At 65.3% G+C, this 18803-nt stretch carries 24 protein-coding genes; 10 read left to right on the top strand and 14 right to left on the bottom strand.

The genetic code is table 11. The features are described from left to right. The first annotated feature begins 44 nt into the window (after positions 1 to 44). Positions 45 to 911, top strand: coding sequence for a Sir2 family NAD-dependent protein deacetylase (locus ASE64_RS13690; RefSeq protein ID WP_442853838.1), 867 nt, complete (start codon positions 45 to 47; stop codon positions 909 to 911). Further along, positions 908 to 1531 carry a histidine phosphatase family protein gene (locus ASE64_RS13685; protein ID WP_082466296.1) on the top strand — a complete coding sequence of 208 codons (624 nt, stop codon included), beginning with the start codon at positions 908 to 910 and terminating at the stop codon, positions 1529 to 1531. Before ASE64_RS13690 ends, ASE64_RS13685 begins: the two co-directional genes overlap by 4 nt. Here ASE64_RS13685 and ASE64_RS13680 read toward each other — a convergent pair. Then, positions 1458 to 2534, bottom strand: coding sequence for a glycosyltransferase family 4 protein (locus ASE64_RS13680; RefSeq protein ID WP_055781501.1), 1077 nt, complete (start codon positions 2532 to 2534; stop codon positions 1458 to 1460). The genes ASE64_RS13685 and ASE64_RS13680 overlap by 74 nt on opposite strands. Then, entirely contained in the window at positions 2531 to 3430 is a 900-nt protein-coding gene (locus ASE64_RS13675) for an alpha/beta fold hydrolase (protein ID WP_055781498.1), read from the bottom strand. The genes ASE64_RS13680 and ASE64_RS13675 overlap by 4 nt, the downstream gene beginning before the upstream one ends. Before the next feature lie 84 nt (positions 3431 to 3514). Here ASE64_RS13675 and treS point away from each other — a divergent pair, with 84 nt between their 5' ends. Further along, positions 3515 to 5233, top strand: a complete 1719-nt coding sequence (treS, locus tag ASE64_RS13670) for a maltose alpha-D-glucosyltransferase (protein ID WP_055781495.1) — start codon at positions 3515 to 3517, stop codon at positions 5231 to 5233. A 51-nt stretch (positions 5234 to 5284) separates the two neighbouring features. Beyond that, positions 5285 to 6058 (top strand): exonuclease domain-containing protein, encoded by a 774-nt coding sequence (locus tag ASE64_RS13665; RefSeq protein ID WP_326939911.1) that lies wholly within the window; start codon positions 5285 to 5287, stop codon positions 6056 to 6058. 93 nt (positions 6059 to 6151) lie between these two features. On the opposite strand, the gene ASE64_RS13660 is transcribed toward ASE64_RS13665, so the two are convergent. The 3 genes from ASE64_RS13660 to glgA all read right to left on the bottom strand — a co-directional run bounded on the left by ASE64_RS13660 (position 6152) and on the right by glgA (position 8501). Next, a complete protein-coding gene (locus tag ASE64_RS13660; protein ID WP_044443333.1) occupies positions 6152 to 6403 on the bottom strand; it encodes a type B 50S ribosomal protein L31 in 252 nt (83 codons plus the stop codon). 113 nt (positions 6404 to 6516) lie between these two features. Continuing rightward, positions 6517 to 7299 (bottom strand): ABC transporter ATP-binding protein, encoded by a 783-nt coding sequence (locus tag ASE64_RS13655; protein WP_055781492.1) that lies wholly within the window; start codon positions 7297 to 7299, stop codon positions 6517 to 6519. 20 nt (positions 7300 to 7319) lie between these two features. Next, on the bottom strand, positions 7320 to 8501 hold the full coding sequence (gene glgA / locus ASE64_RS13650; RefSeq protein WP_055781489.1) for a glycogen synthase: 1182 nt from the start codon (positions 8499 to 8501) through the stop codon (positions 7320 to 7322). Between the two features lie 47 nt (positions 8502 to 8548). On the opposite strand from glgA, the gene ASE64_RS13645 reads away from it, so the two are divergent. After that, positions 8549 to 9793, top strand: coding sequence for a glucose-1-phosphate adenylyltransferase (locus ASE64_RS13645; protein ID WP_055781488.1), 1245 nt, complete (start codon positions 8549 to 8551; stop codon positions 9791 to 9793). Continuing rightward, on the top strand, positions 9790 to 10503 hold the full coding sequence (gene serB, locus ASE64_RS13640; protein WP_082466294.1) for a phosphoserine phosphatase SerB: 714 nt from the start codon (positions 9790 to 9792) through the stop codon (positions 10501 to 10503). Before ASE64_RS13645 ends, serB begins: the two co-directional genes overlap by 4 nt. Before the next feature lie 15 nt (positions 10504 to 10518). On the opposite strand, the gene fabG is transcribed toward serB, so the two are convergent. Beyond that, positions 10519 to 11229 carry a 3-oxoacyl-ACP reductase FabG gene (gene fabG / locus ASE64_RS13635; protein WP_055781483.1) on the bottom strand — a complete coding sequence of 237 codons (711 nt, stop codon included), beginning with the start codon at positions 11227 to 11229 and terminating at the stop codon, positions 10519 to 10521. Between the two features lie 114 nt (positions 11230 to 11343). Here fabG and ASE64_RS13630 point away from each other — a divergent pair, with 114 nt between their 5' ends. The 3 genes from ASE64_RS13630 to ASE64_RS13620 are packed head-to-tail and all read left to right on the top strand — an operon-like array spanning position 11344 to position 12712. Then, positions 11344 to 11637, top strand: coding sequence for a DUF3099 domain-containing protein (locus ASE64_RS13630; RefSeq protein ID WP_055781480.1), 294 nt, complete (start codon positions 11344 to 11346; stop codon positions 11635 to 11637). Continuing rightward, entirely contained in the window at positions 11634 to 11861 is a 228-nt protein-coding gene (locus ASE64_RS13625; protein ID WP_055781477.1) for a hypothetical protein, read from the top strand. The genes ASE64_RS13630 and ASE64_RS13625 overlap by 4 nt, the downstream gene beginning before the upstream one ends. Beyond that, entirely contained in the window at positions 11858 to 12712 is an 855-nt protein-coding gene (locus ASE64_RS13620) for an SURF1 family cytochrome oxidase biogenesis protein (RefSeq protein ID WP_055781474.1), read from the top strand. Before ASE64_RS13625 ends, ASE64_RS13620 begins: the two co-directional genes overlap by 4 nt. Here the strand turns inward: ASE64_RS13620 and ASE64_RS17800 are convergent. Genes ASE64_RS17800 through ASE64_RS13600 form a run of 4 tightly spaced genes read right to left on the bottom strand, consistent with a single transcriptional unit; the run spans position 12697 to position 14898 of the window. Further along, on the bottom strand, positions 12697 to 12966 hold the full coding sequence (locus ASE64_RS17800; protein WP_326939994.1) for a CHY zinc finger protein: 270 nt from the start codon (positions 12964 to 12966) through the stop codon (positions 12697 to 12699). The genes ASE64_RS13620 and ASE64_RS17800 overlap by 16 nt on opposite strands. Before the next feature lie 38 nt (positions 12967 to 13004). Continuing rightward, on the bottom strand, positions 13005 to 13604 hold the full coding sequence (locus ASE64_RS17795) for an energy-coupling factor transporter transmembrane component T family protein (RefSeq protein ID WP_055781469.1): 600 nt from the start codon (positions 13602 to 13604) through the stop codon (positions 13005 to 13007). Further along, the gene (locus ASE64_RS13605) at positions 13601 to 14293 is read right to left on the bottom strand and encodes an energy-coupling factor ABC transporter ATP-binding protein (RefSeq protein WP_055781465.1); all 693 of its coding nucleotides are present in this window, start codon (positions 14291 to 14293) and stop codon (positions 13601 to 13603) included. The genes ASE64_RS17795 and ASE64_RS13605 overlap by 4 nt, the downstream gene beginning before the upstream one ends. Further along, a complete protein-coding gene (locus ASE64_RS13600; RefSeq protein ID WP_082466290.1) occupies positions 14290 to 14898 on the bottom strand; it encodes a biotin transporter BioY in 609 nt (202 codons plus the stop codon). The genes ASE64_RS13605 and ASE64_RS13600 overlap by 4 nt, the downstream gene beginning before the upstream one ends. 43 nt (positions 14899 to 14941) lie before the next feature. Here ASE64_RS13600 and ASE64_RS13595 point away from each other — a divergent pair, with 43 nt between their 5' ends. Then, the gene (locus tag ASE64_RS13595; RefSeq protein WP_055781459.1) at positions 14942 to 15574 is read left to right on the top strand and encodes a TetR family transcriptional regulator; all 633 of its coding nucleotides are present in this window, start codon (positions 14942 to 14944) and stop codon (positions 15572 to 15574) included. Between the two features lie 17 nt (positions 15575 to 15591). Here the strand turns inward: ASE64_RS13595 and ASE64_RS13590 are convergent, their stop codons facing one another. The 4 genes from ASE64_RS13590 to ASE64_RS13575 form a co-directional block, all read right to left on the bottom strand. Further along, a complete protein-coding gene (locus ASE64_RS13590; protein WP_055781454.1) occupies positions 15592 to 17190 on the bottom strand; it encodes an ABC-F family ATP-binding cassette domain-containing protein in 1599 nt (532 codons plus the stop codon). Positions 17191 to 17368: 178 nt separating this feature from the next. Next, positions 17369 to 17698 carry a metal-sulfur cluster assembly factor gene (locus ASE64_RS13585; protein WP_055781451.1) on the bottom strand — a complete coding sequence of 110 codons (330 nt, stop codon included), beginning with the start codon at positions 17696 to 17698 and terminating at the stop codon, positions 17369 to 17371. Between the two features lie 2 nt (positions 17699 to 17700). Next, positions 17701 to 18468: a Fe-S cluster assembly ATPase SufC gene (gene sufC / locus ASE64_RS13580; protein WP_055781447.1), complete on the bottom strand. Its 768-nt coding sequence runs from the start codon at positions 18466 to 18468 to the stop codon at positions 17701 to 17703. Between the two features lie 2 nt (positions 18469 to 18470). Beyond that, a complete protein-coding gene (locus ASE64_RS13575; RefSeq protein WP_055781444.1) occupies positions 18471 to 18800 on the bottom strand; it encodes a non-heme iron oxygenase ferredoxin subunit in 330 nt (109 codons plus the stop codon). Positions 18801 to 18803: the final 3 nt, after the last annotated feature.

The raw sequence follows: 18803 nt of genomic DNA, 5'->3' as shown, positions 1-18803 counted from the left end.
CGCGAAGCGTCCGAGTCCACAGACACGGGCGGCAGGAGGTGCAGGTGATCCCGCTGGTCGAATCGACCCCGAGAGCAGACTCACCGGTAGAGATCGATGAGGCTGTGGCTGCCCTCGCGGGGCGGCGCATCGTCGTTCTGACCGGCGCGGGCATGAGTACCGACTCCGGTATCCCGGACTATCGCGGCGAGGGTGCGCCGAAACGCAATCCGATGACGTTCGATCAATTTCGCGAGAGTCATGACTACCGCCGCCGATACTGGGCGGGAAGCCACCTCGGCTGGAAGATGTTCCATGCTGCGCGCCCGAACGCCGGCCATCGTGTTCTGGCCGCGCTCGAAGATGCGGGCGTGGTGTCCGGGGTGATCACCCAGAACGTCGACGGCCTGCACGCGAGGGCCGGATCCACCCACCTCGTCGATCTGCACGGGTCGATGGATCGCGTGCTCTGCCTCAATTGCGGCCAGGCGTTCGCCCGGGCCAGCATCGCGGAGCGGATCTCCGCGGACAACCCGTGGGTTGACGAACCCGACGCGATCACGATGGCACCCGACGGCGACGCCGACGTCACCGACTACTCGTCGTTCGTCGTGCCGGCGTGCTCCGTCTGCCAGGGCATGCTGAAGCCCGATGTGGTCTTCTTCGGCGAGTTCATCCCCACCGAGCGATTCCAGGAGGCTTCTGCGCTCGTCGCCGGTGCCGAGGCGATACTGATCGCCGGATCGTCGCTCGTCGTGAACTCGGGCATCAGGCTGCTCGAGCAGGCGCGACGTCGGCGCCTGCCCATCGTCATCGTCAACCGGGGCGCGACGAAGGGCGACTCCCGGGCGACGGTCAAACTGGATGCTGGGGCGACCGAGACACTCACCGAGCTGAGTCGCCATCTGCTTTCGGCGAAGGGCACACGATGACCGAGCTCGTTCTCGTGCGTCACGGTGAGACGGAGTGGAATCTTGCACGTCGAATCCAGGGCCGGACGGACATCCCGATGAACGACACGGGTCGCGCGCAGGCGGCGGCCGCTGCCGAGAGGCTGGCCGACGAACAGTGGCACGCGATCGTGACGAGTCCGCTCGGACGCGCCTTCGAGACGGCGAGCATCATCGCGGAGCGGCTCGGCCTCGGTGAGCCGGAGGTCGACGATCGACTCGTCGAGCGCGCCTACGGCGAGGCCGAGGGGCTGGATGCCGCAACGCTCGCGAGCCGGTTTCCCGGCATGGCAGGCGTTCGGGGCATCGAGCGGCGCAGCGACGTCACGCGGCGAGTTCTTCCCGCGATCGAGAGCATCGCCCTTCAGCGTCCGGGGCAGCGGATCCTCATCGTGACCCACGGTGGCGTCATCGGGTCGCTTGTACGCTACGTGACCGAGAAGGCGCTTCCGCCCGCCGAGGTGCGCATTCCGAACGGATCCGATCACCGCTTCCGCTACGTGGAGGGAACGCTGGTTCTGGATACGTTCAACGGCGTCGCGGTCGATCCGCCAGTTCGGCGAGAAGCGCCCATAGTGTCTTCGCTGACGACGTCCAGCTAAACTCCGCCGCCTGAGTGATGCCTGCCTCGGACCGTCGGGTGAATTCGGACAGGTCCTCGAGCGTGCGCACCCGCGCGGCCAGATCGGCGGGATCGCGGGCGTCGAAGTAGAGGCCGGCATCACCGCCGATCTCTTGGAACACGGGGATATCGCTGACGACGATGGGGGTTCCCTGGGCCATGGATTCGACGAGCGGAATACCGAAACCCTCCTCGAGAGAGGCCGTGACGAGCGCCGTCGCGTTGCGCAGGGTGGAGGTGTACTCCTCGTCGCTCGCCCCGTTGTGGAACACCAGCCGCGCGTTCGGCGCGATGGCCTGGAGTCGCCGTCTGTCGGCATCCGACACCCGGCTCATGAGGTGCAGCTCGTAGTCGTCGAGCAGGCCTGCCGCCGCGACGAGGGTCTCGACGTTCTTGTACGGCATGAACGAGCCCATATAGACGAGGTGACGGTGGCGCGTCTCGGCGGGCTCGGGCGACGACACCGCGCCGTCCGCAGCATTTCTGACGACGGTGACCGGCCTGCGGGTCAGCCTGTTGCGGGCGATGAGGTCGCGTGTCGTGCGCGACACGGTGACCACGGCATCCGCCCGCGACAGCAGGTAGCGCTGGGGCCACCACGACAGGTGATACGCGCGCCAGAGCAGGCGGATGGGCCAGGCGAGATCGCGAGGTGGAGTCGGATTCGAGTAGTAGATGAGGTCGTGCACCGTGAGGGCGAGCGCGTAGCGGCGACCGAACGATCCCATCGTCTGCATGGGAGAGAAGACGACATCGGGCTTCAGGGCGTTGACCTGCAGCGCCACGAGGGGCTCGCGAACGCTGGTGGGCGAGCTCGCGAGGTGCCACGGCAGATCGGGGAGCATCTCGAGCTGGCGGATGTCGCTGATCAGCATCACGAGGTCATGCTCGTCGGCGAGCGCGCTGACGAGTCCGGCCGTGTAGCGGCTGATTCCGTCGTGCCTGCCGATGCGCGTGTACCGGCAGTCGACGACGACCCTCATCGGCCACCCGTTTCGTCGCGCAGGAACGCAGCGATCGCGTCTGCCGCCTGCTCGGGCCTCTCGTAGTGCACGAGGTGTCCGACGCCGGTCAGGATCACCAGTCGCGAGTCGGCGATCTTCTCGGTGAGGCGATGCTGGGCCTCGACCGGCGTGATGTCGTCGCGATCGGCGGCGATCAGCAGCGTGCGCGTCCTGTTCTCGGACGCGTACTCGGAGACATCGTGCGAGATCGAGGCCTTGAAAGCGTCGAGAACGACCTGCCGGTTCGAGAAGGCACCGAAGTAGAGGTCGTGCTGATTGTGGATCCACCGGCGCAGAGAGCGCGACCGGGTCTTCGCCATGGTGACGCTCATGATGCGCGTCACGATCGGCGCCTGGAGCACGGCGAATCCGAGGCGCTCGGGCAGCTTGGCGGGGGCCCAGTAGTAGAAGACCGCCAGGCGGGTGAGGATGCCTCGAGGTCCGGACAACGCGGGCGCTGCGATGGGATTGACAAGGACGATGTCATCGACGCGGAGTCCCCGCGCCAGCGCGGCGGACACGATGATCGAGCCGAAGGAGTGACCCAGGACCACCGTGCGTCCGGGCCCGCGCACGCGGTCGACGAGCTCGAGGAGCCATGCCGCATACCCCTCGATGTCATGGCCGGCGTCGAGGGGCGTCGACACGCCGAAGCCCGGAAGATCGGCGACAACGGTGCGGTACTGCGGCAGATGGGCGACGACGGGCTCGAGGCCGTGGTGGTCGCCGCGGAAGCCGTGGACCAGCACGATCGTCGTGTCGGCGTCGTGGGGGCCGTAGACCCAGAGTTCCGTCGTGCTGCCGGCGAGTTCTTCGGTGCGTCGCTCGAGAGGGATGGCGTCGAGTCGGGCTGCATAAGGAGAGGGAACAATCATCGTGATCCAGTGTAGGTGCACGCCTAGACTGGGCTGATGCAGCGCGTCGATACGCCCGATACGCGCCCTCGGAAGGACTAGTACGTGAACTTCACCGCCCCCATTCAGTTGCCGGGACTCACGCTCGATCCCCAGTGGTATCGCCGGAGCGTCTTCTATGAGGTGATGGTGAGGTCGTTCGTCGACAGCAACGGTGATGGGGCGGGTGATATCGCCGGGCTCGTCTCGAAGCTCGACTACCTTCAGTGGCTCGGCATCGACGCTCTGTGGCTTCCGCCGTTCTACAACTCGCCGCTGCGCGACGGCGGGTACGACGTCTCCGACTTCACGTCGATTCTTCCGGAGTTCGGAACACTCGACGAGTTCCGCGACCTCGTCACCAAGGCACACGAGCGCAACATGCGTCTCGTCATGGACTTCCCTCTCAACCACACCTCCGACGCGCACGAGTGGTTCCAGCAGTCCCGCTCGGACCCCGAGGGACCCTACGGGGACTTCTACGTCTGGAGCGACACGGATGAGAAGTACGAGAGCATCCGCATCATCTTCGTCGACACAGAGGAATCGAACTGGACCTTCGACCCGGTGCGTCGCCAGTTCTTCTGGCACCGCTTCTTCTCGCACCAGCCCGACCTCAACTTCGAGAACCCCGCCGTGCACGACGCGATCTTCGACATCGTGCGGTTCTGGCTCGAACTCGGGGTCGATGGGCTGCGCCTCGATGCGATCCCCTATCTCTACGAGTCCGAAGAGGGCAACGGAGAGGGCGAGCCCAAGACTCACGACTTCATCGTGAAGCTGCGCGCCATGGTCGACCAGGACTACCCGGGCCGCGTGCTGATCGCCGAGGCGAACCAGTGGCCGCGCGAGGTCGCCGCCTTCTTCGGCACCGAGGAGGAGCCCGAGTGCCACATGGCCTTCGACTTCCCGGTGATGCCCCGTATCTTCTACTCGCTGCGCTCGCAGAATGCCGACGAGCTGGTGCGCATCCTCTCCGAGACGACGGATGTGCCCGACTCGGCCGCGTGGGGCGTGTTCCTGCGCAACCACGACGAGCTGACGCTCGAGATGGTCTCGGAGGAATACCGCCAGGCGATGTACGGCTGGTACGCCTACGACCCGCGCATGCGCTCGAACATCGGAATCCGGCGGCGCCTCGCTCCCCTGCTCGACAACTCGCGCGCGGAGCTCGAACTGGCGCACGCGCTGCTGTTCGCCCTGAAGGGAAGCCCGTTCCTCTACTACGGCGACGAGATCGGCATGGGCGACAACATCTGGCTCAACGACCGCGATGCCTCCCGCACGCCGATGCAGTGGACTCCGGACCGTAATGCGGGATTCTCCACCGCTGACCCGGGCAAGCTCTACCTGCCGGTCGTTCAGTCGCTCGTCTACAACTACGCTCTGGTCAACGTCGAGTCCCAGCTCGCGCAGTCGCGGTCTCTCCTGCACTGGGTGCGCAACGTCATCCACGTGCGCAAGGCGCATCCGGCGTTCGGGCTCGGCAGCATGCAGGTTCTGCAGACCGACCACGAGTCGGTTCTCGCCTTCGTGCGCACGTACGAGGGCTCGGGTACGCACCTCGGCGACGCGCCGGAGCAGGTGCTGTGCGTGTTCAGCTTCGCCCACAACCCCGTCGCTGTTCACATCCAGCTGCCCGATCAGGCGGGTGGACGTCTCGTCGATCTCTTCGGAGGCGGCGAGTTCCCGACCATCGGCGACGACGGCAGTCTCACCCTCACGCTGGGAACGCAGAGCTTCTTCTGGCTGCAGATCGGCCAGTCGGTCGACCAGCGGTTCTGATCCCCAGGTGGCGCAAGGGTAGCGTCCGAGGTGGCCGGTAGAGTTCGAGTTGTGACAGATTCAGCGCAGCCCGAATTGTTCAGCCTCTCCGACGAGGCGGTTCTCATCGCAGATCCGACCGAGATCGAGGCGGCCGAGGCGGCGCCATGGTGGCACCGCCTCGCCGTCTTCGATCTCGAGACCACTGGCATCGACGTGCAGACGAGTCGCATCGTCACGGGGAACGTGAGCGTGATCGGGGTCGACGGGCATCCGGTCTCGCGACTCGACTGGCTGGCGAATCCCGGAGTCGACATCCCCGAGCAGGCGACAGCAGTGCACGGCATCACCACGCAGACGGCCGTCGCCGACGGACGTCCCGCCGCAATCGTGGTCTACGAGATCATCGAGGCGCTCCGTGCTCTCCTCGCAGACGGCGTGCCCCTGGTGATCTACAACGCGCCCTACGACCTCACCCTGCTGCACCACGAGGCCGTGCGCTACGGCATCGACCCGCTCGAGCTGCCCGGCCCCATCGTCGATCCTCTGGTCATCGACAAGGCGGTCGATCGCTACCGCAAGGGCAAGCGAACCCTCGAGGCAGCGGCCGTGGTCTACGGAGTCGAGCTGCTCGACGCTCATGACGCCGGCGCCGATGCCATTGCCGCGGGTCGGGTTGCGCAGGCTCTGGCGCAGAAGCACGACGCCGTCTCGGCTCTTGCCGTGCACGAGCTGCACGACCGTCAGGTCGACTGGTTTCGAGAGCAGGCCGAGAGTTTTCAGGAGTACATGCGTCGCACCCACAATCCCGAATTCACCGCCAGAACGGCGTGGCCGGTCGGCTGAGAACGGAACAGAACGGCGTGGCCGTTCGGCTGGGAACAGAAGAAGGGCCGGAAGCGAATCGCTTCCGGCCCTTCTTCGATGCTGAGTGGCGTGTTACGCGCCGAAGCCCTTGTAACGGCTGTTGAACTTCTCGACGCGCCCGGCCGAGTCCATGATTCGCTGCTTGCCCGTGTAGAACGGGTGCGACTCGGACGAGATCTCGACGTCGATGACCGGGTAGGTGTTTCCGTCTTCCCACTCGATGGTCTTCGAGCTGCCGACCGTAGAGCGGGTCAGGAAGGTCGCGCCGGAGGCGAGATCGCGGAAGACAACCGGAGCGTAGTTCGGGTGGATGTCTGTCTTCATGGGGTGTCCTTATGGGTACGAGTGATGCGAAAAAGTCTTTTTGACCTGGCACGCGCGCGGAGCGATGCAGCGGCGACCGGGCCAGCGGCCAACTCTATCAGAAAAGTGCGGGGTCAGGCGGCCCGCGCTGAGTAACGGCCGTCGACCTCTGTGAGGGTGATCGGCAGTCCGAAAGTGGCCTCCAGATTGTCTTCTGTCAGCACCTCCGTCAGCGGTCCGGCCGCGACGATACGTCCACCCGAGACGAGCAGCGCACTGGTGAAGCCGCGCGGAATCTCCTCGACGTGGTGGGTGACCATCACGATGGCGGGCGAATCGGAGGAACTGGCGTATCCGCCGAGCAGCTGCAGGAGTTCTTCACGCGCTCCGAGGTCGAGACTCGCGGCAGGCTCATCGAGCAAGAGGAGTTCTGGATCGGTCATGACCGATCGCGCGATCTGCACGCGCTTCTGCTCGCCATCGCTCAGCGAACCGAACAGTCGGTTCTCGAGGTGATCCAGTTTCCACTCCGCGAGAACGCGATGCGCGCGTCGGAGGTCGACGTCTTCGTAGTCTTCGTTCCACCGGCCCGTCACCGAGTAGGCCGCCGTCAGAACGACGTTGAGCACGGTCTCGTCGGCGGGGAAACGTCGGGCCATGGCGCTGGATGCGAAGCCGACCCGGGGGCGCAGCTCGAACACGTCGACCTGGCCGAGTTTTCCGTCGAGAACGGTGGCGACACCGCTCGAGGGGTGGCTCATAGCGGCTGCGATCTGCAGGAGTGTCGTCTTGCCCGCGCCGTTCGGTCCGAGGATGACCCAGCGTTCGTCGCCCTCCACCGTCCAGTCCAGGTTCGAGAGAATCGGATTCGCGTCTCGCACTACGGACACGTCGGACAGCTGGAGTACCACGGGCATGGATCTAGCTTAACCGGTGATCAGAGGAGCGAGCGGTAGATCCGCTCCGTCTCGACCGCGATTTGAGCCCAACTGAATGTGCTCTCCGCCCGTAGCCGGCCCGCACGACCCATCGACCGTGCCCACTCGGGGTCATCGAGTACCCGGGTGAGAGCGGCGGCGAGGTCGGCGACGAACCGCTCAGGGTCGGTCGGTGTGCCTGTGCCGTCCTGCTCCTGATCGATCGGTACGAGCAGACCCGTGACGCCGTCGTCGACCACCTCGGGGATTCCTCCCGTGGCCGTTCCGACGACCGGCAGGCCACACGCCATGGCCTCGAGATTGACGATGCCCAGGGGTTCGTACACGGAGGGACAGACGAAGACCGTTGCGCTCGACAGCACGACAGACAGGGTGCGGGTATCGAGGAGCCTGTCGATCCACACGATGCCGGATCGGGTCTTCTGCAGTTCCCGCACGCCGCCAGCGACCTCCTCGAGGATTTCGGGAGTGTCCGGCGCGCCGGCGCACAACACCACCTGAACCTCGGGCGAGAGCTTCTCGATCGCGCGGAGCAGATACGGCAGCCCCTTCTGGCGCGTGATGCGTCCGACGAACACGACCGTGGGGCGGTTGGGGTCGATGCCCAACTCGGCGAGCACGTCGTCGTCTTTCTCGGGGTGCCACTTGTCGAGGTCGATGCCGTTGTAGACGACGCTGACCCGCTCGGGATCGAGAGACGGATAGCTGCGCAGAATGTCGCGGCGCATTCCGTGGCTGACGGCAATCACGGCGTCGGCACTCTCGAAGGAGGTCTTCTCGATCCAGCTCGAGAGCCGGTATCCCCCACCGAGCTGCTCCGCCTTCCAGGGCCTGAGTGGCTCGAGTGAATGCGCCGTGACCACGTGCGGGATGCCGTGCAGCCGCGCCGCGATCTGGCCGGCCGCATTCGCGTACCAGGTGTGCGAGTGCACCACGTCGGCCCCCGCGACGTCGTTGGCGATCTCGAGGTCGGTGCCGAGCGTCTTGAGCGCAGGATTCGCCTCGGCGAGCCCGACCGGAGTCGAATACGAAAAGACACCGGGCTCGTCACGCGGCTCTCCGAAAGCCCTCACGACGACGTCGATGCTGCCGCGCAGCGCCTTGACGAGCTCGGCGACATGCACCCCCGCTCCGCCATAGACCTCGGGTGGATACTCTCGGGATATTACGTCTACTCGCACAGCTATGAACGTAGTACAGTCCTCCGCCGAGGCTCTACTGTTAGTGCATGGCAGCATCGAAGAAGATTTTTGGCATCGTCCTCGCCGGCGGAGAGGGTAAGCGTCTTATGCCGCTCACCGCAGACCGGGCAAAGCCCGGCGTTCCGTTCGGCGGCAGCTATCGGCTCATCGATTTCGCTCTGTCGAACCTGGTGAATTCCGGCCTGCGGCAGATCGTGGTGCTCACCCAGTACAAGTCGCACAGCCTCGACCGGCACGTCTCCCAGACGTGGCGGCTGCCGATGATGCTCGATTCCTATGTCGCATCGGTTCCGGCTCAGCAGCGCCTGGGCAAGCGGTGGTTCGCGGGCTCCGCGGACGCTATCTTGCAGAGCCTCAACCTGATCGGCGACGAGCGACCCGACATCGTGGTCGTCGTCGGCGCCGACCACGTGTACCGCATGGACTTCGAGCAGATGGTCGACGCGCACATCAAGTCGGGCCTGGGTGCGACCGTGGCCGCGATCCGCCAGCCGATCGAACTCTCCGACCAGTTCGGCGTCATCCAGACATCCGACGACGACCCCACGAAGATCTCCGAGTTCCTCGAGAAGCCCACGAATGCCAAGGGCCTGCTCGACTCCCCAGGCGAGGTTCTGGCCTCGATGGGCAACTACGTGTTCGACGCGGACATGCTCATCGAGGCTGTCATCCGTGACGGCGAGAAGCCCGACTCGAGCCACGACATGGGTGGCGACATCATTCCCGACTTCGTCGAGCGCGGACTGGCCGGCGTGTACGACCTCCAGCGCAACGAGGTGCCGGGAGCGACAGACCGCGATCGCTACTACTGGCGCGACGTGGGAACGATCGATTCGTTCTACGACGCCCACCAGGATCTGATCTCGGCACTGCCGATCTTCAACCTCTACAACCGCGAGTGGCCGATCTTCACCCAGCAGCTCAACTCGCCGCCGGCGAAATTCGTGCGGGATGCGAAGGGCAACACCGGCACCACGCTCGGGTCGCTCGTGTCGCTGGGCTGCCTCATCTCCGGTGCTCGGGTCGAGGGCAGCGTGGTGGGCCCGTGGTCGACCATCGAGTCCGAGGCCCTCGTGCAGGATTCGGTGCTGTTCGACCGCGTGCACATCGAGCCGGGCGCCATCGTCAAGCGGGCTATTCTGGACAAGAACGTGGTGGTCGCGGCCGGGGCTCAGGTGGGCACGGATGCGGCGCGAGATCGAGAGCGCGGATTCACCGTGACCGACTCGGGCATCACGGTCGTGGGAAAGGGAATCCGAGTAGAGCCATGAGTCTGACATCGGAGGCAGTTCTGCACAGCCCGGGCCGCCAACCGATAGATTCACGCATCGCGTCTCACGACGCTGCTCGTTTCCTCGTCGTGCTCGACGTCGACTCGACGCTCATCGAGAACGAGGTCATCGAGATGCTCGCGCAGGCCGCGGGGAGTTTCGCCGAGGTCGCGGAGATCACCGAGCGCGCCATGAGCGGAGAGCTCGATTTCGAGCAGAGTCTGCGTTCGCGCGTTGCTACCCTCGAGGGCCTCGACGTGGCGCAGCTGCCTGACATCGCCCAGCAGATCAGGCTCACGCCCGGGGCTCAGCAGATGATCGACACCCTGCACGCGAATGACAGCGTGGTGGGAGTCGTCTCGGGAGGGTTCCACGAGTTGCTCGATGAGCTCGCCGGCGACGTGGGGCTCGACTTCTGGAGGGCGAACAGGCTCGACGTGCGCGAGGGACGACTCACCGGTGCCGTCCTCGGTCCGGTGATCGATGCAGAGGCCAAGGCCTCCGCGCTCGTCGAGTGGGCTTCTGCCTACGGCGTTCCTCGATCACGCACGGTGGCCGTCGGAGACGGCGCGAACGACCTGCAGATGATGAAGACGGCGGGCCTATCGGTCGCCTTCGATGCACGGCCGGTCGTTCGCCGCTCGGCGAACGTGGCCATCAGCGATCGCGACCTGAGCCAGGTTCTTCCTGCCCTGGGTCTGCGAGGCTGAAGCCGCGTCGGTCGATCAGTGGCCCATTCCGAGGCCGCCGTCGACCGGGATGACCGCACCCGAGATGTACCCCGCGTCATCCGAGGCGAGCCACGCCACCACGCGCGCGACCTCGGTCGTCGTCGCGAAGCGGCCGGCCGGGATCGTCTTGAGGTACTCCGCCTGCGTGGCCTCGGGAAGGGCAGCTGTCATGTCGGTCTCGATGAAGCCGGGAGCGACCACGTTGGCCGTGATGCCGCGTGAACCGAGCTCCCGGGTGATCGATCGGGCGATGCCGACGAGGCCGGCCTTCGAGGCGGCGTAGTTGACCTGGCCTGGTGAGCCGTAGAGGCCGACGACGCTCGAGATCAAGATGATCCGTCCGAAGCGGGCCTTGAGCATGCCCTTCGACGCACGCTTGATCACGCGGAACGAACCGGACAGATTCGTGTCGATGACCGAGGTGAAGTCGTCCTCGGTCATCCGCAGCAGAAGCGTGTCCTTGGTCACACCCGCATTGGCGACAAGCACCTCGACCGGCCCGAGCGCAGCCTCGACCTCGGTGAAAGCACGGTCGATCGACGCAGAATCCGTCACATCGGCGATCACCGTGAGGCTGCCCTCCGGACCCTCCCCGGAGCGAGCGGTGACGGCCACCCGGTGCCCCTGGGCGATGAATTCCTGGGCGAGGGAGTAGCCGATTCCTCGGTTTCCGCCGGTGATGAGTACGGTACGAGCTGTCGTCATGAGCGAGTCCTTAAGTGCGGGGCGTGGATCACTGGCCCGTACCAGCATAAGAGGTGCATACGCGGCGTAGGCTTAGTGCAGCCTTCCGGCCATCGAACCCGAATAGACGAGCGCATGAAACAGCAGTCGATCACCGATCTCCCGCCTTCGCCGGGCGATGAGCGCCGCACGCGCATGATCAAGTACGGCATCGCCATGACCATCCGCATCATCTGCATCGTGCTGATGCTCTTCGTGCACGGCTGGTGGCTGATCCTGCCGGCGATCGGTGCCATCGTGCTCCCCTATTTCGCTGTCGTGCTGGCCAACGTCGGCTCCCCCACGAAATCCGTCGTGAACCGTCCGGGCGGTGTCGTCGCCATTCCGGGAGCGCGGCCTCCCCGTGATTTCGGCGGTCGGCCGGAATGATCGGCCTCGGACTCGAGCCGACGGGCTCGGAGTGTTCCCGCGCGGGGTGCCGCGCAGCATCCGACTGGCGCATCGAGTGGCGCAACCCGAAGATCCACGACGAGACCAGGCGCAAGATCTGGCTGGCGTGCGACGAGCACGTCTCGTTCCTCCGCGAGTTCCTCGCCGCCCGTGATTTTCCGCTCGAGGTTCTGGCCGAGGCGGATGCCCGGGGTACGGCGTGAACACCGGCTGGCGGTTCCTTCTCACCTCGCGCTGGGGTGGATACCTCGCGCTGACGGTGGTCTTCGCGCTCGTGTGCGTGCTGCTCGGATGCTGGCAACTGGCCAGAAGGGCCGATGCGCTCGCTGAGAATAATCGCGTCGCGGCGAACTACGACGCCGCGCCCCGGCCTGTGACGGATGTGCTCGACGGCCTGGGTTCCTTCGACGAGTCGCAGAAGTGGGCGACCGTCTCCCTCACGGGTTCGTACCTCGAGTCAGAGCAGCTGCTGGTGCGCAATCGCCCGTCGGGCGGGCAACCCGGATTCGAGCTCCTCGTGCCGTTCCGGCTCGACGACGGCTCTGTCTTCATCGTCGACCGGGGCTGGCTTCCGACCGGCCAGGAGCAGGACAAACCGGATGTCGTCCCCTCGGCTCCCCAGGGCGAGGTCACCGTCGTCGCCAGGTTGAAGGCCAGCGAGCCGAAGCTCGAGGGAAGGTCGGCTGCCGCCGGCGAGATTCCGTCGATCGATCTTCCGACGATCGCCGAGCAGCTCGACCAGCCCACCTACACGGGAGCATACGGCGACCTGGCCACAGAGTCGCCGTCGTCAGACACGGGCCAGCTCGAGACGCGTCCGCCGGAGGACGAGGGTCCGCACCTGTCCTACGCCTTCCAATGGTTCGTCTTCGCCCTGCTCGGATTCCTCGGCCTCGGTTACGCGGCCCGGCAGGAATACCGTTCTCTGAACGCCGGCGACCCGGATGAGATGGAACGGGCGGCCGAGCGTGAGCGGCGTCGCAAGGCCAAGGCGAAGAGCGACAACGACATCGAAGACGAGTTGATCGATCGGTCGACCTACATCTCGAAGTAGAGGTGTGCATGCAGGCTGCAGCGTTCGTTGAAGAGCGCAGAGCAGGAAGGGCACCGATCCGTCGCGAGGTAGTCGACGATCGAGAGCTCCGTCTCGCACGCTCCGCAGAGAATGGCCTTCGTGCCTCGCTCCCGGAGCGACCACTGCCGTGCCCGATGGGTCTCCGCTTCTTCGTGACAGAGATGACACGGATAGTACCGGCCGCAGCAGGCGAACTTGATGGCGACGATGTCTTTCGCCGATCGGTAGTGCACGCAACGCGTCTCGTCGTCTACCGTCTGGCCCCAGACCTTCACGGTTTGATTCCCCGCGCGCTCACGGCGTCTGCAAGATCGTCGGCGTGTTTCAGCGACATGATGAGGAGCGGAACGGCGAAGCTCACACGATGAGCGGGAATGCCTCGGGCCCGTTGGGCATCCCGAATCGTCGAGGCGAAACCTGCGAGCACGGGAATCGACGTGATTGTCAGGGCCAGAGCGAGCGCTACGCCCTCGGGCCGGACTCCGAACCTGCGGAGCGGCACCAGTGCGCGTTCGACAGCATCGAGAAGGTCGGGGACGCGCGTCGTGATGGTGAACAGGGCGGCAAGGACGATGATCAACGCCACACGCGCGGTATTGGAGGCGGCGACGAGTGCGGGGAGGAAGAGCAGCTGGGGCACGAGCATAAAGACGATGACCCACCTGACCGCGAGAACCTGACCCGTCAGCACCCGCGCATCGAGCCCGGCCAACGCGTAGGCCGTCATCACGAAGGTCAGTGCGGCGACGACCTGCCACAGATCGGTCACGGCCGCGGCGACGACGAGAGACATCCCGATGAAGCTGATCAGCTTGATGCCCGTCGGCATCCGGTGCACAGGACTCGTACCCGACCGGTACGCGCTGATCATCCGTGACTCCTCTCGTAGTCCTCGATGACAGAGTGGGCATCGCCACATCCGACCACGCGGCCCTGGTCGAACCACACCGCGACGTCGCAGCGTGCCGCGAGGCGCAGGTCGTGCGTGACGAGGACGAGCTGCTGGGGCATCCGATCGAGCAGGTGATCGCCGATACGCCGAGTGTTCGCGGCGTCGAGCAGGGCCGTGGGCTCGTCGGCGACGACGAGTTCTGGCTCGCTCACGAGAACCGAGCTCAGTGCCAGGAGCTGCTTCTGGCCGCCCGACAGACTGTGCGCGGGAGAGTCGGCGTGGCCGGCGAGACCGTACGTGTCCATCGTGTGCGACACGCGTTCGTCGACCTCCGTTCGAGACAGCCCGCGACCTCGAAGCGAGAATGCGATGTCTTCTGTGACCGTCGGCATCACGATCTGACTGTCGGGATTGCTGAAGATGAATCCCACACGACGCCTCAGCAACCTACCCTGGCGGAGAGGGTCGATTCCGTGCACGCGCACCTCGCCGCTGCTCGCGGAGGCCAAGCCGTTGAGCAGACGCGCGAAGGTCGACTTGCCAGATCCGTTCGACCCGATGACGGCGATGCGCCTGTGATCGAGGGCGACGGAGACGTCCTCGAGGGCGGTTCTGGTGTCGAAGTCGACGGAGACGGCGCGAAACGAGATGAGACGATCAGGGTTCATCGGTTGATGACTCTGCGGCTGAACGCGCGCGGGTATGCGCGCCACAGCGTGAGGGTGATGGCGGTGGCGAGTACGACCTTGACGAGGTCGCCCGGAAGGAAGACGACGCTGGTCAGCGCTGTCTGGGCGAGGGGAAGCCGGATCACCAGGGCTTGTACCGGAATCCCACACGCATAGACGACAACGATGCCGCCCGTGATACAGGCTGCTGCGGTGCGCCACCAGGTGGGCCTCAGCGAGCCGGCGAAGGAGATGGCGCCGATGACAAAGGCGCCGAGAATCCACCCGACCAGATATCCCGCCGTCGGACCCACGAACACGCCCGCACCTCCCCGACCGCCCGACAGAAGAGGCAGTCCGATCAGAACCAGCACGTCGAGTGTGAGCACTGCCGCCGCACCGCGCCAGGGACCGAGAATCGTTCCGGCCAGCATCACGCCCAATGTTTGCAAGGTGATGGGAACGGCTCCTCCGAAGACGGGGACCGCACCAGGCAGACCGAGAACCGCGATGAGGGCGGCGAAAGCCGCTACTCGCGTCGTATCACGCACGTCCCATGCCGCCTGCTTGACCACTCTGCGCCTCCGTCGTGTCCTGAACAACATTCACCTGAACAGCGTTCATGTTAGTTGCTACGATGGGACCACGATGACCACTGATGCCCGCTCCTCGGCAAGATCACAGCGACACTCCCGAATCGACGTCGTCGACGCGGCACTGACCATCCTCGACGAACACGGTCTGGCCGATCTGACGATGCGGCGACTGGCGTCCACGTTGAATGTGCAGCCGAGCGCTCTGTATTGGCACTTCGAGAACAAGCAGACGCTGCTCGCCGCCGTATCGGACCGCATCGTGCACCGCGCACACACGAGGGGCGACGGAGAGACCGACTGGGCCTCGGCCGTGCGCATCGAAGCCCGAGCGCTGAGAGACGCCCTGCTGTCGTTCCGAGACGGCGCAGAGGTCGTTCTCAGTTCGCAGGCGCTCGGTCTCGGCAAGGGGGAAGCCCTCGGCAGATTCACCGCCGCGATCCGCTTAGGCGAGTTCGACGAACGCGTCGAACGAGCCGCAGCCGCGGCCTTTCTCCATTTTCTGCTCGGTCATGTCTCTCACGAGCAGCAGAGAATGCAGGCGGACAGCCTCGGCGTGGTCACTGCCGCGCTGGGCGCACAACCGTCGGATGCGGAGGAGCGAGCCCGTGGGGAGCGCGACTCGTTCGACTTCGGAGTATCTCTGCTCATCGCCGGACTCGCCGTGCAGAGCGAGGTCGCCCGCTAGGGTCGAACGCCCGCGCGTCAGGCCAGCGAGATGAGGTCGGCGTAGTCCTTGTTCCAGTGATCTTCGACCCCGTCGGGCAAGATGAGCACCCGCTCCGGGTTGAGCGCCTCGACGGCACCTTCGTCGTGGCTGACCAGAACGACGGCGCCCTCGTAGTGCGCCAGGGCGTCGAGGATCTCTTCGCGGCTCGCCGGGTCGAGGTTGTTCGTGGGCTCGTCGAGCAGCAGCACGTTGGCGCCGGAGACGACGATCATCGCCAGAGCGAGTCGAGTCTTCTCTCCACCCGAGAGGACTCCCGCGGGCTTGTGCGAGTCGTCGCCGGTGAAGAGGAACGATCCGAGAACCCGCCGCGCCTCCATCTCGGTGATGTTCGGCGACGACGACACCATGTTCTCGAGCACGCTGCGCTTGACGTCGATGGTCTCGTGCTCCTGGGCGTAGTAGCCGATGCGCAGCCCGTGGCCCGGCTCGATCTGCCCCGTGTCGGGCTTGTCCGCGCCCCCGAGGATACGCAGGAGCGTGGTCTTTCCTGCACCGTTCAGACCCAGGATCACGACCTTCGAGCCGCGGTCGATCGCGAGATCGACCGCTGCAAAGATCTCGAGCGATCCGTAGCTCTTCGAGAGGTTGGACGCCATGAGCGGGGTTCGTCCGCACGGCGCGGGCGTCGGGAAACGCAGCTTGGCGACGCGATCGACGGCGCGCACCTCCTCGAGGCCCGACAGCATCTTCTCTGCTCGCGCGACCATCTGGTGGGCCGCCGCAGCCTTGGATGCCTTCGCGCCGAACTTCGCGGCCTGCAGCTGCAGGACCGATGCCTTCTTCTCGACGTTGACGCGCTCTTTCTTGCGTCGCTCTTCGTCGGCCGCACGCTGGCGGAGGTAGTTCTTCCAGTTCATGTTGTAGACGTCGATGACCTGGCGGTTGGCATCGAGGTAGAACACCCGGTTCACCGTCTCGCCGACCAGCTCGATATCGTGGCTGATCACGATGAATCCGCCGGAGTAGTTCTTGAGGAACTCGCGCAGCCAGACGACGCTGTCGGCGTCGAGGTGGTTCGTCGGCTCATCGAGAATGAGGGTGCGCGCGTCAGAGAACAGGATGCGGGCCAGCTCGATGCGTCGACGCTGCCCGCCGGACAGAGTGGAGAGCGGCTGATCGAGGATGCGATCGGGCAGGTTGAGGTTCGAGGCGATAGACGCCGCCTCGGCCTCGGCCGCGTACCCGCCGAGGGCGAGGAACCGGTCGGTCAGGTTGCCGTACTTGGTCATGCCTGCGGCGCTGACCTTGGGGTCTGAGCTTCCCATATCCGTGGTGGCCTGCTGCATGCCGAGCACGAGCTGTCCGAGCCCACGGGCGTCGAGGATGCGCGTGCGCGCCAGGTCTTCCGGGTTTCCCGAGCGCGGGTCCTGCGGGAGATAACCGATCTCACCGTTGCGATCGACCTTGCCGCCGTTCGACAGCTGTTCGCCCGCCAGCACCTTCGTGAGCGTGGTCTTGCCGGCTCCGTTTCGACCGACGAGGCCGATCTTGTCGCCGTCGGCGACTCGGAACGACACGTCTTGCATGAGTACCCGTGCGCCGACCCGGAGTTCGAGGTCTTGAACATTCAGCACAGGCACAATCCATTTCTTCTCGTACGCTCTCGCGTCGAGTGTGTGGGGGGAAGATCTTCAGTATAAAACTCGGGCGACGAAACGCCCGCGATCACAGACGAAGGCCCCGATCCGATATCGATCCGGTCGGGGCCTTCGTCTGCGCGCATCCTCGAGCGAGCGAGGATGTCGAACAGGACTACATCGAGAAGCCGAGTGCGCGCATCATCTCGCGGCCGTCGTCGGTGATCTTCTCAGGACCCCACGGCGGCATCCACACCCAGTTGATGCGGAACTGCTCGACCGTGCCGTCGAGAGCCTGGGCGGTCTCCTCCTCGATGACATCGGTGAGGGGGCATCCGGCGCTGGTCAGGGTCATGCTGATGAGGAGAGCATCGTTCTCGTCGTCCCAGGCGAGATCGTAGATCAGGCCGAGGTCGACGATGTTGACGCCGAGCTCCGGGTCCATCACGTCTTTCAGCTTGTCTTCGATCTCGTCGAAGCGCTGAGGGGTGAGTGTCGACGCCATGACTACGAGCCGACGTTCACGTTCGAGAGGAAGCGGTCGTAGCCCTCGTTCTCGAGGCGCACGGCGAGCTCCGGCCCACCCTGCTCGACGACCTTGCCCGCGACGAAGACGTGCACGAAGTCGGGCTGGATGTACTTGAGGATGCGGTTGTAGTGCGTGATGAGGAGGATGCCGAGGCCGGTGTTGGCCTTGGCGCGGTTGACACCCTCGGACACGATCTTCAGAGCATCGACGTCGAGACCGGAGTCGGTCTCATCGAGCACAGCGAATTTGGGCTTCAGCAGCTCGAGTTGGAGGATCTCGTTGCGCTTCTTCTCGCCGCCGGAGAAGCCTTCGTTGACGTTGCGCTCCCGGAACGACTTGTCCATGCGCAGCTGCGACATCGAGGAATCGAGGTCCTTGATCCAGCCGCGGATGGGCGGAGCGGCGCCGTCGATGGCGGTCTTCGCGGTGCGGAGGAAGTTCGACACGCTCACGCCGGGGATCTCGACGGGGTACTGCATGGCGAGGAACAGGCCCGCGCGGGCGCGCTCGTCGACGCTCATCGTGAGCACCTCTTCGCCATCGAGCTTCACGGAGCCGCTCTCGACGGTGTACTTGGGGTGTCCGGCGATCGCGTAGGCGAGGGTGGATTTGCCGGAGCCGTTCGGACCCATGATCGCGTGGGTCTCGCCTTCGCCGATCGACAGATCGACACCCTTCAGGATCTGCTTGGTTCCCTGCTCGGTCTCCACGCTCACGTGGAGATCGCGGATCTCAAGATTCGACATGGCTACACAATCTCTTTCGTTTTGGTCGGGTCGATGTAGACGTCGCCATCCACGATGGTGAGTTCGTACACCGGAACCGGCTCGTAGGCCGGGAGGGTGAGGGGCTTTCCTGAGGCGAGCGAGAACTTGGAGCCGTGGGCCCAGCACTCCAGCGTCTCGCCATCGACGAAGCCTTCGGCGAGCGAGATGTCACCGTGGGTGCACGTGTCGCCGATGGCGTGGCACTCTCCGGCGGAGTCCATGACGAGCGCGATGGCCACGTTGTCGATGACGACACGGACCGCCTCGTTCGGGGTCAGGTCGGATACGTTGCAGATGAGTTCGGCGGCCACGGC

This window comes from Agreia sp. Leaf210 (genome assembly GCF_001421485.1).
Classification (GTDB): Bacteria; Actinomycetota; Actinomycetes; order Actinomycetales; family Microbacteriaceae; genus Agreia.
This window is presented reverse-complemented; position numbering and strand designations above follow the sequence as displayed.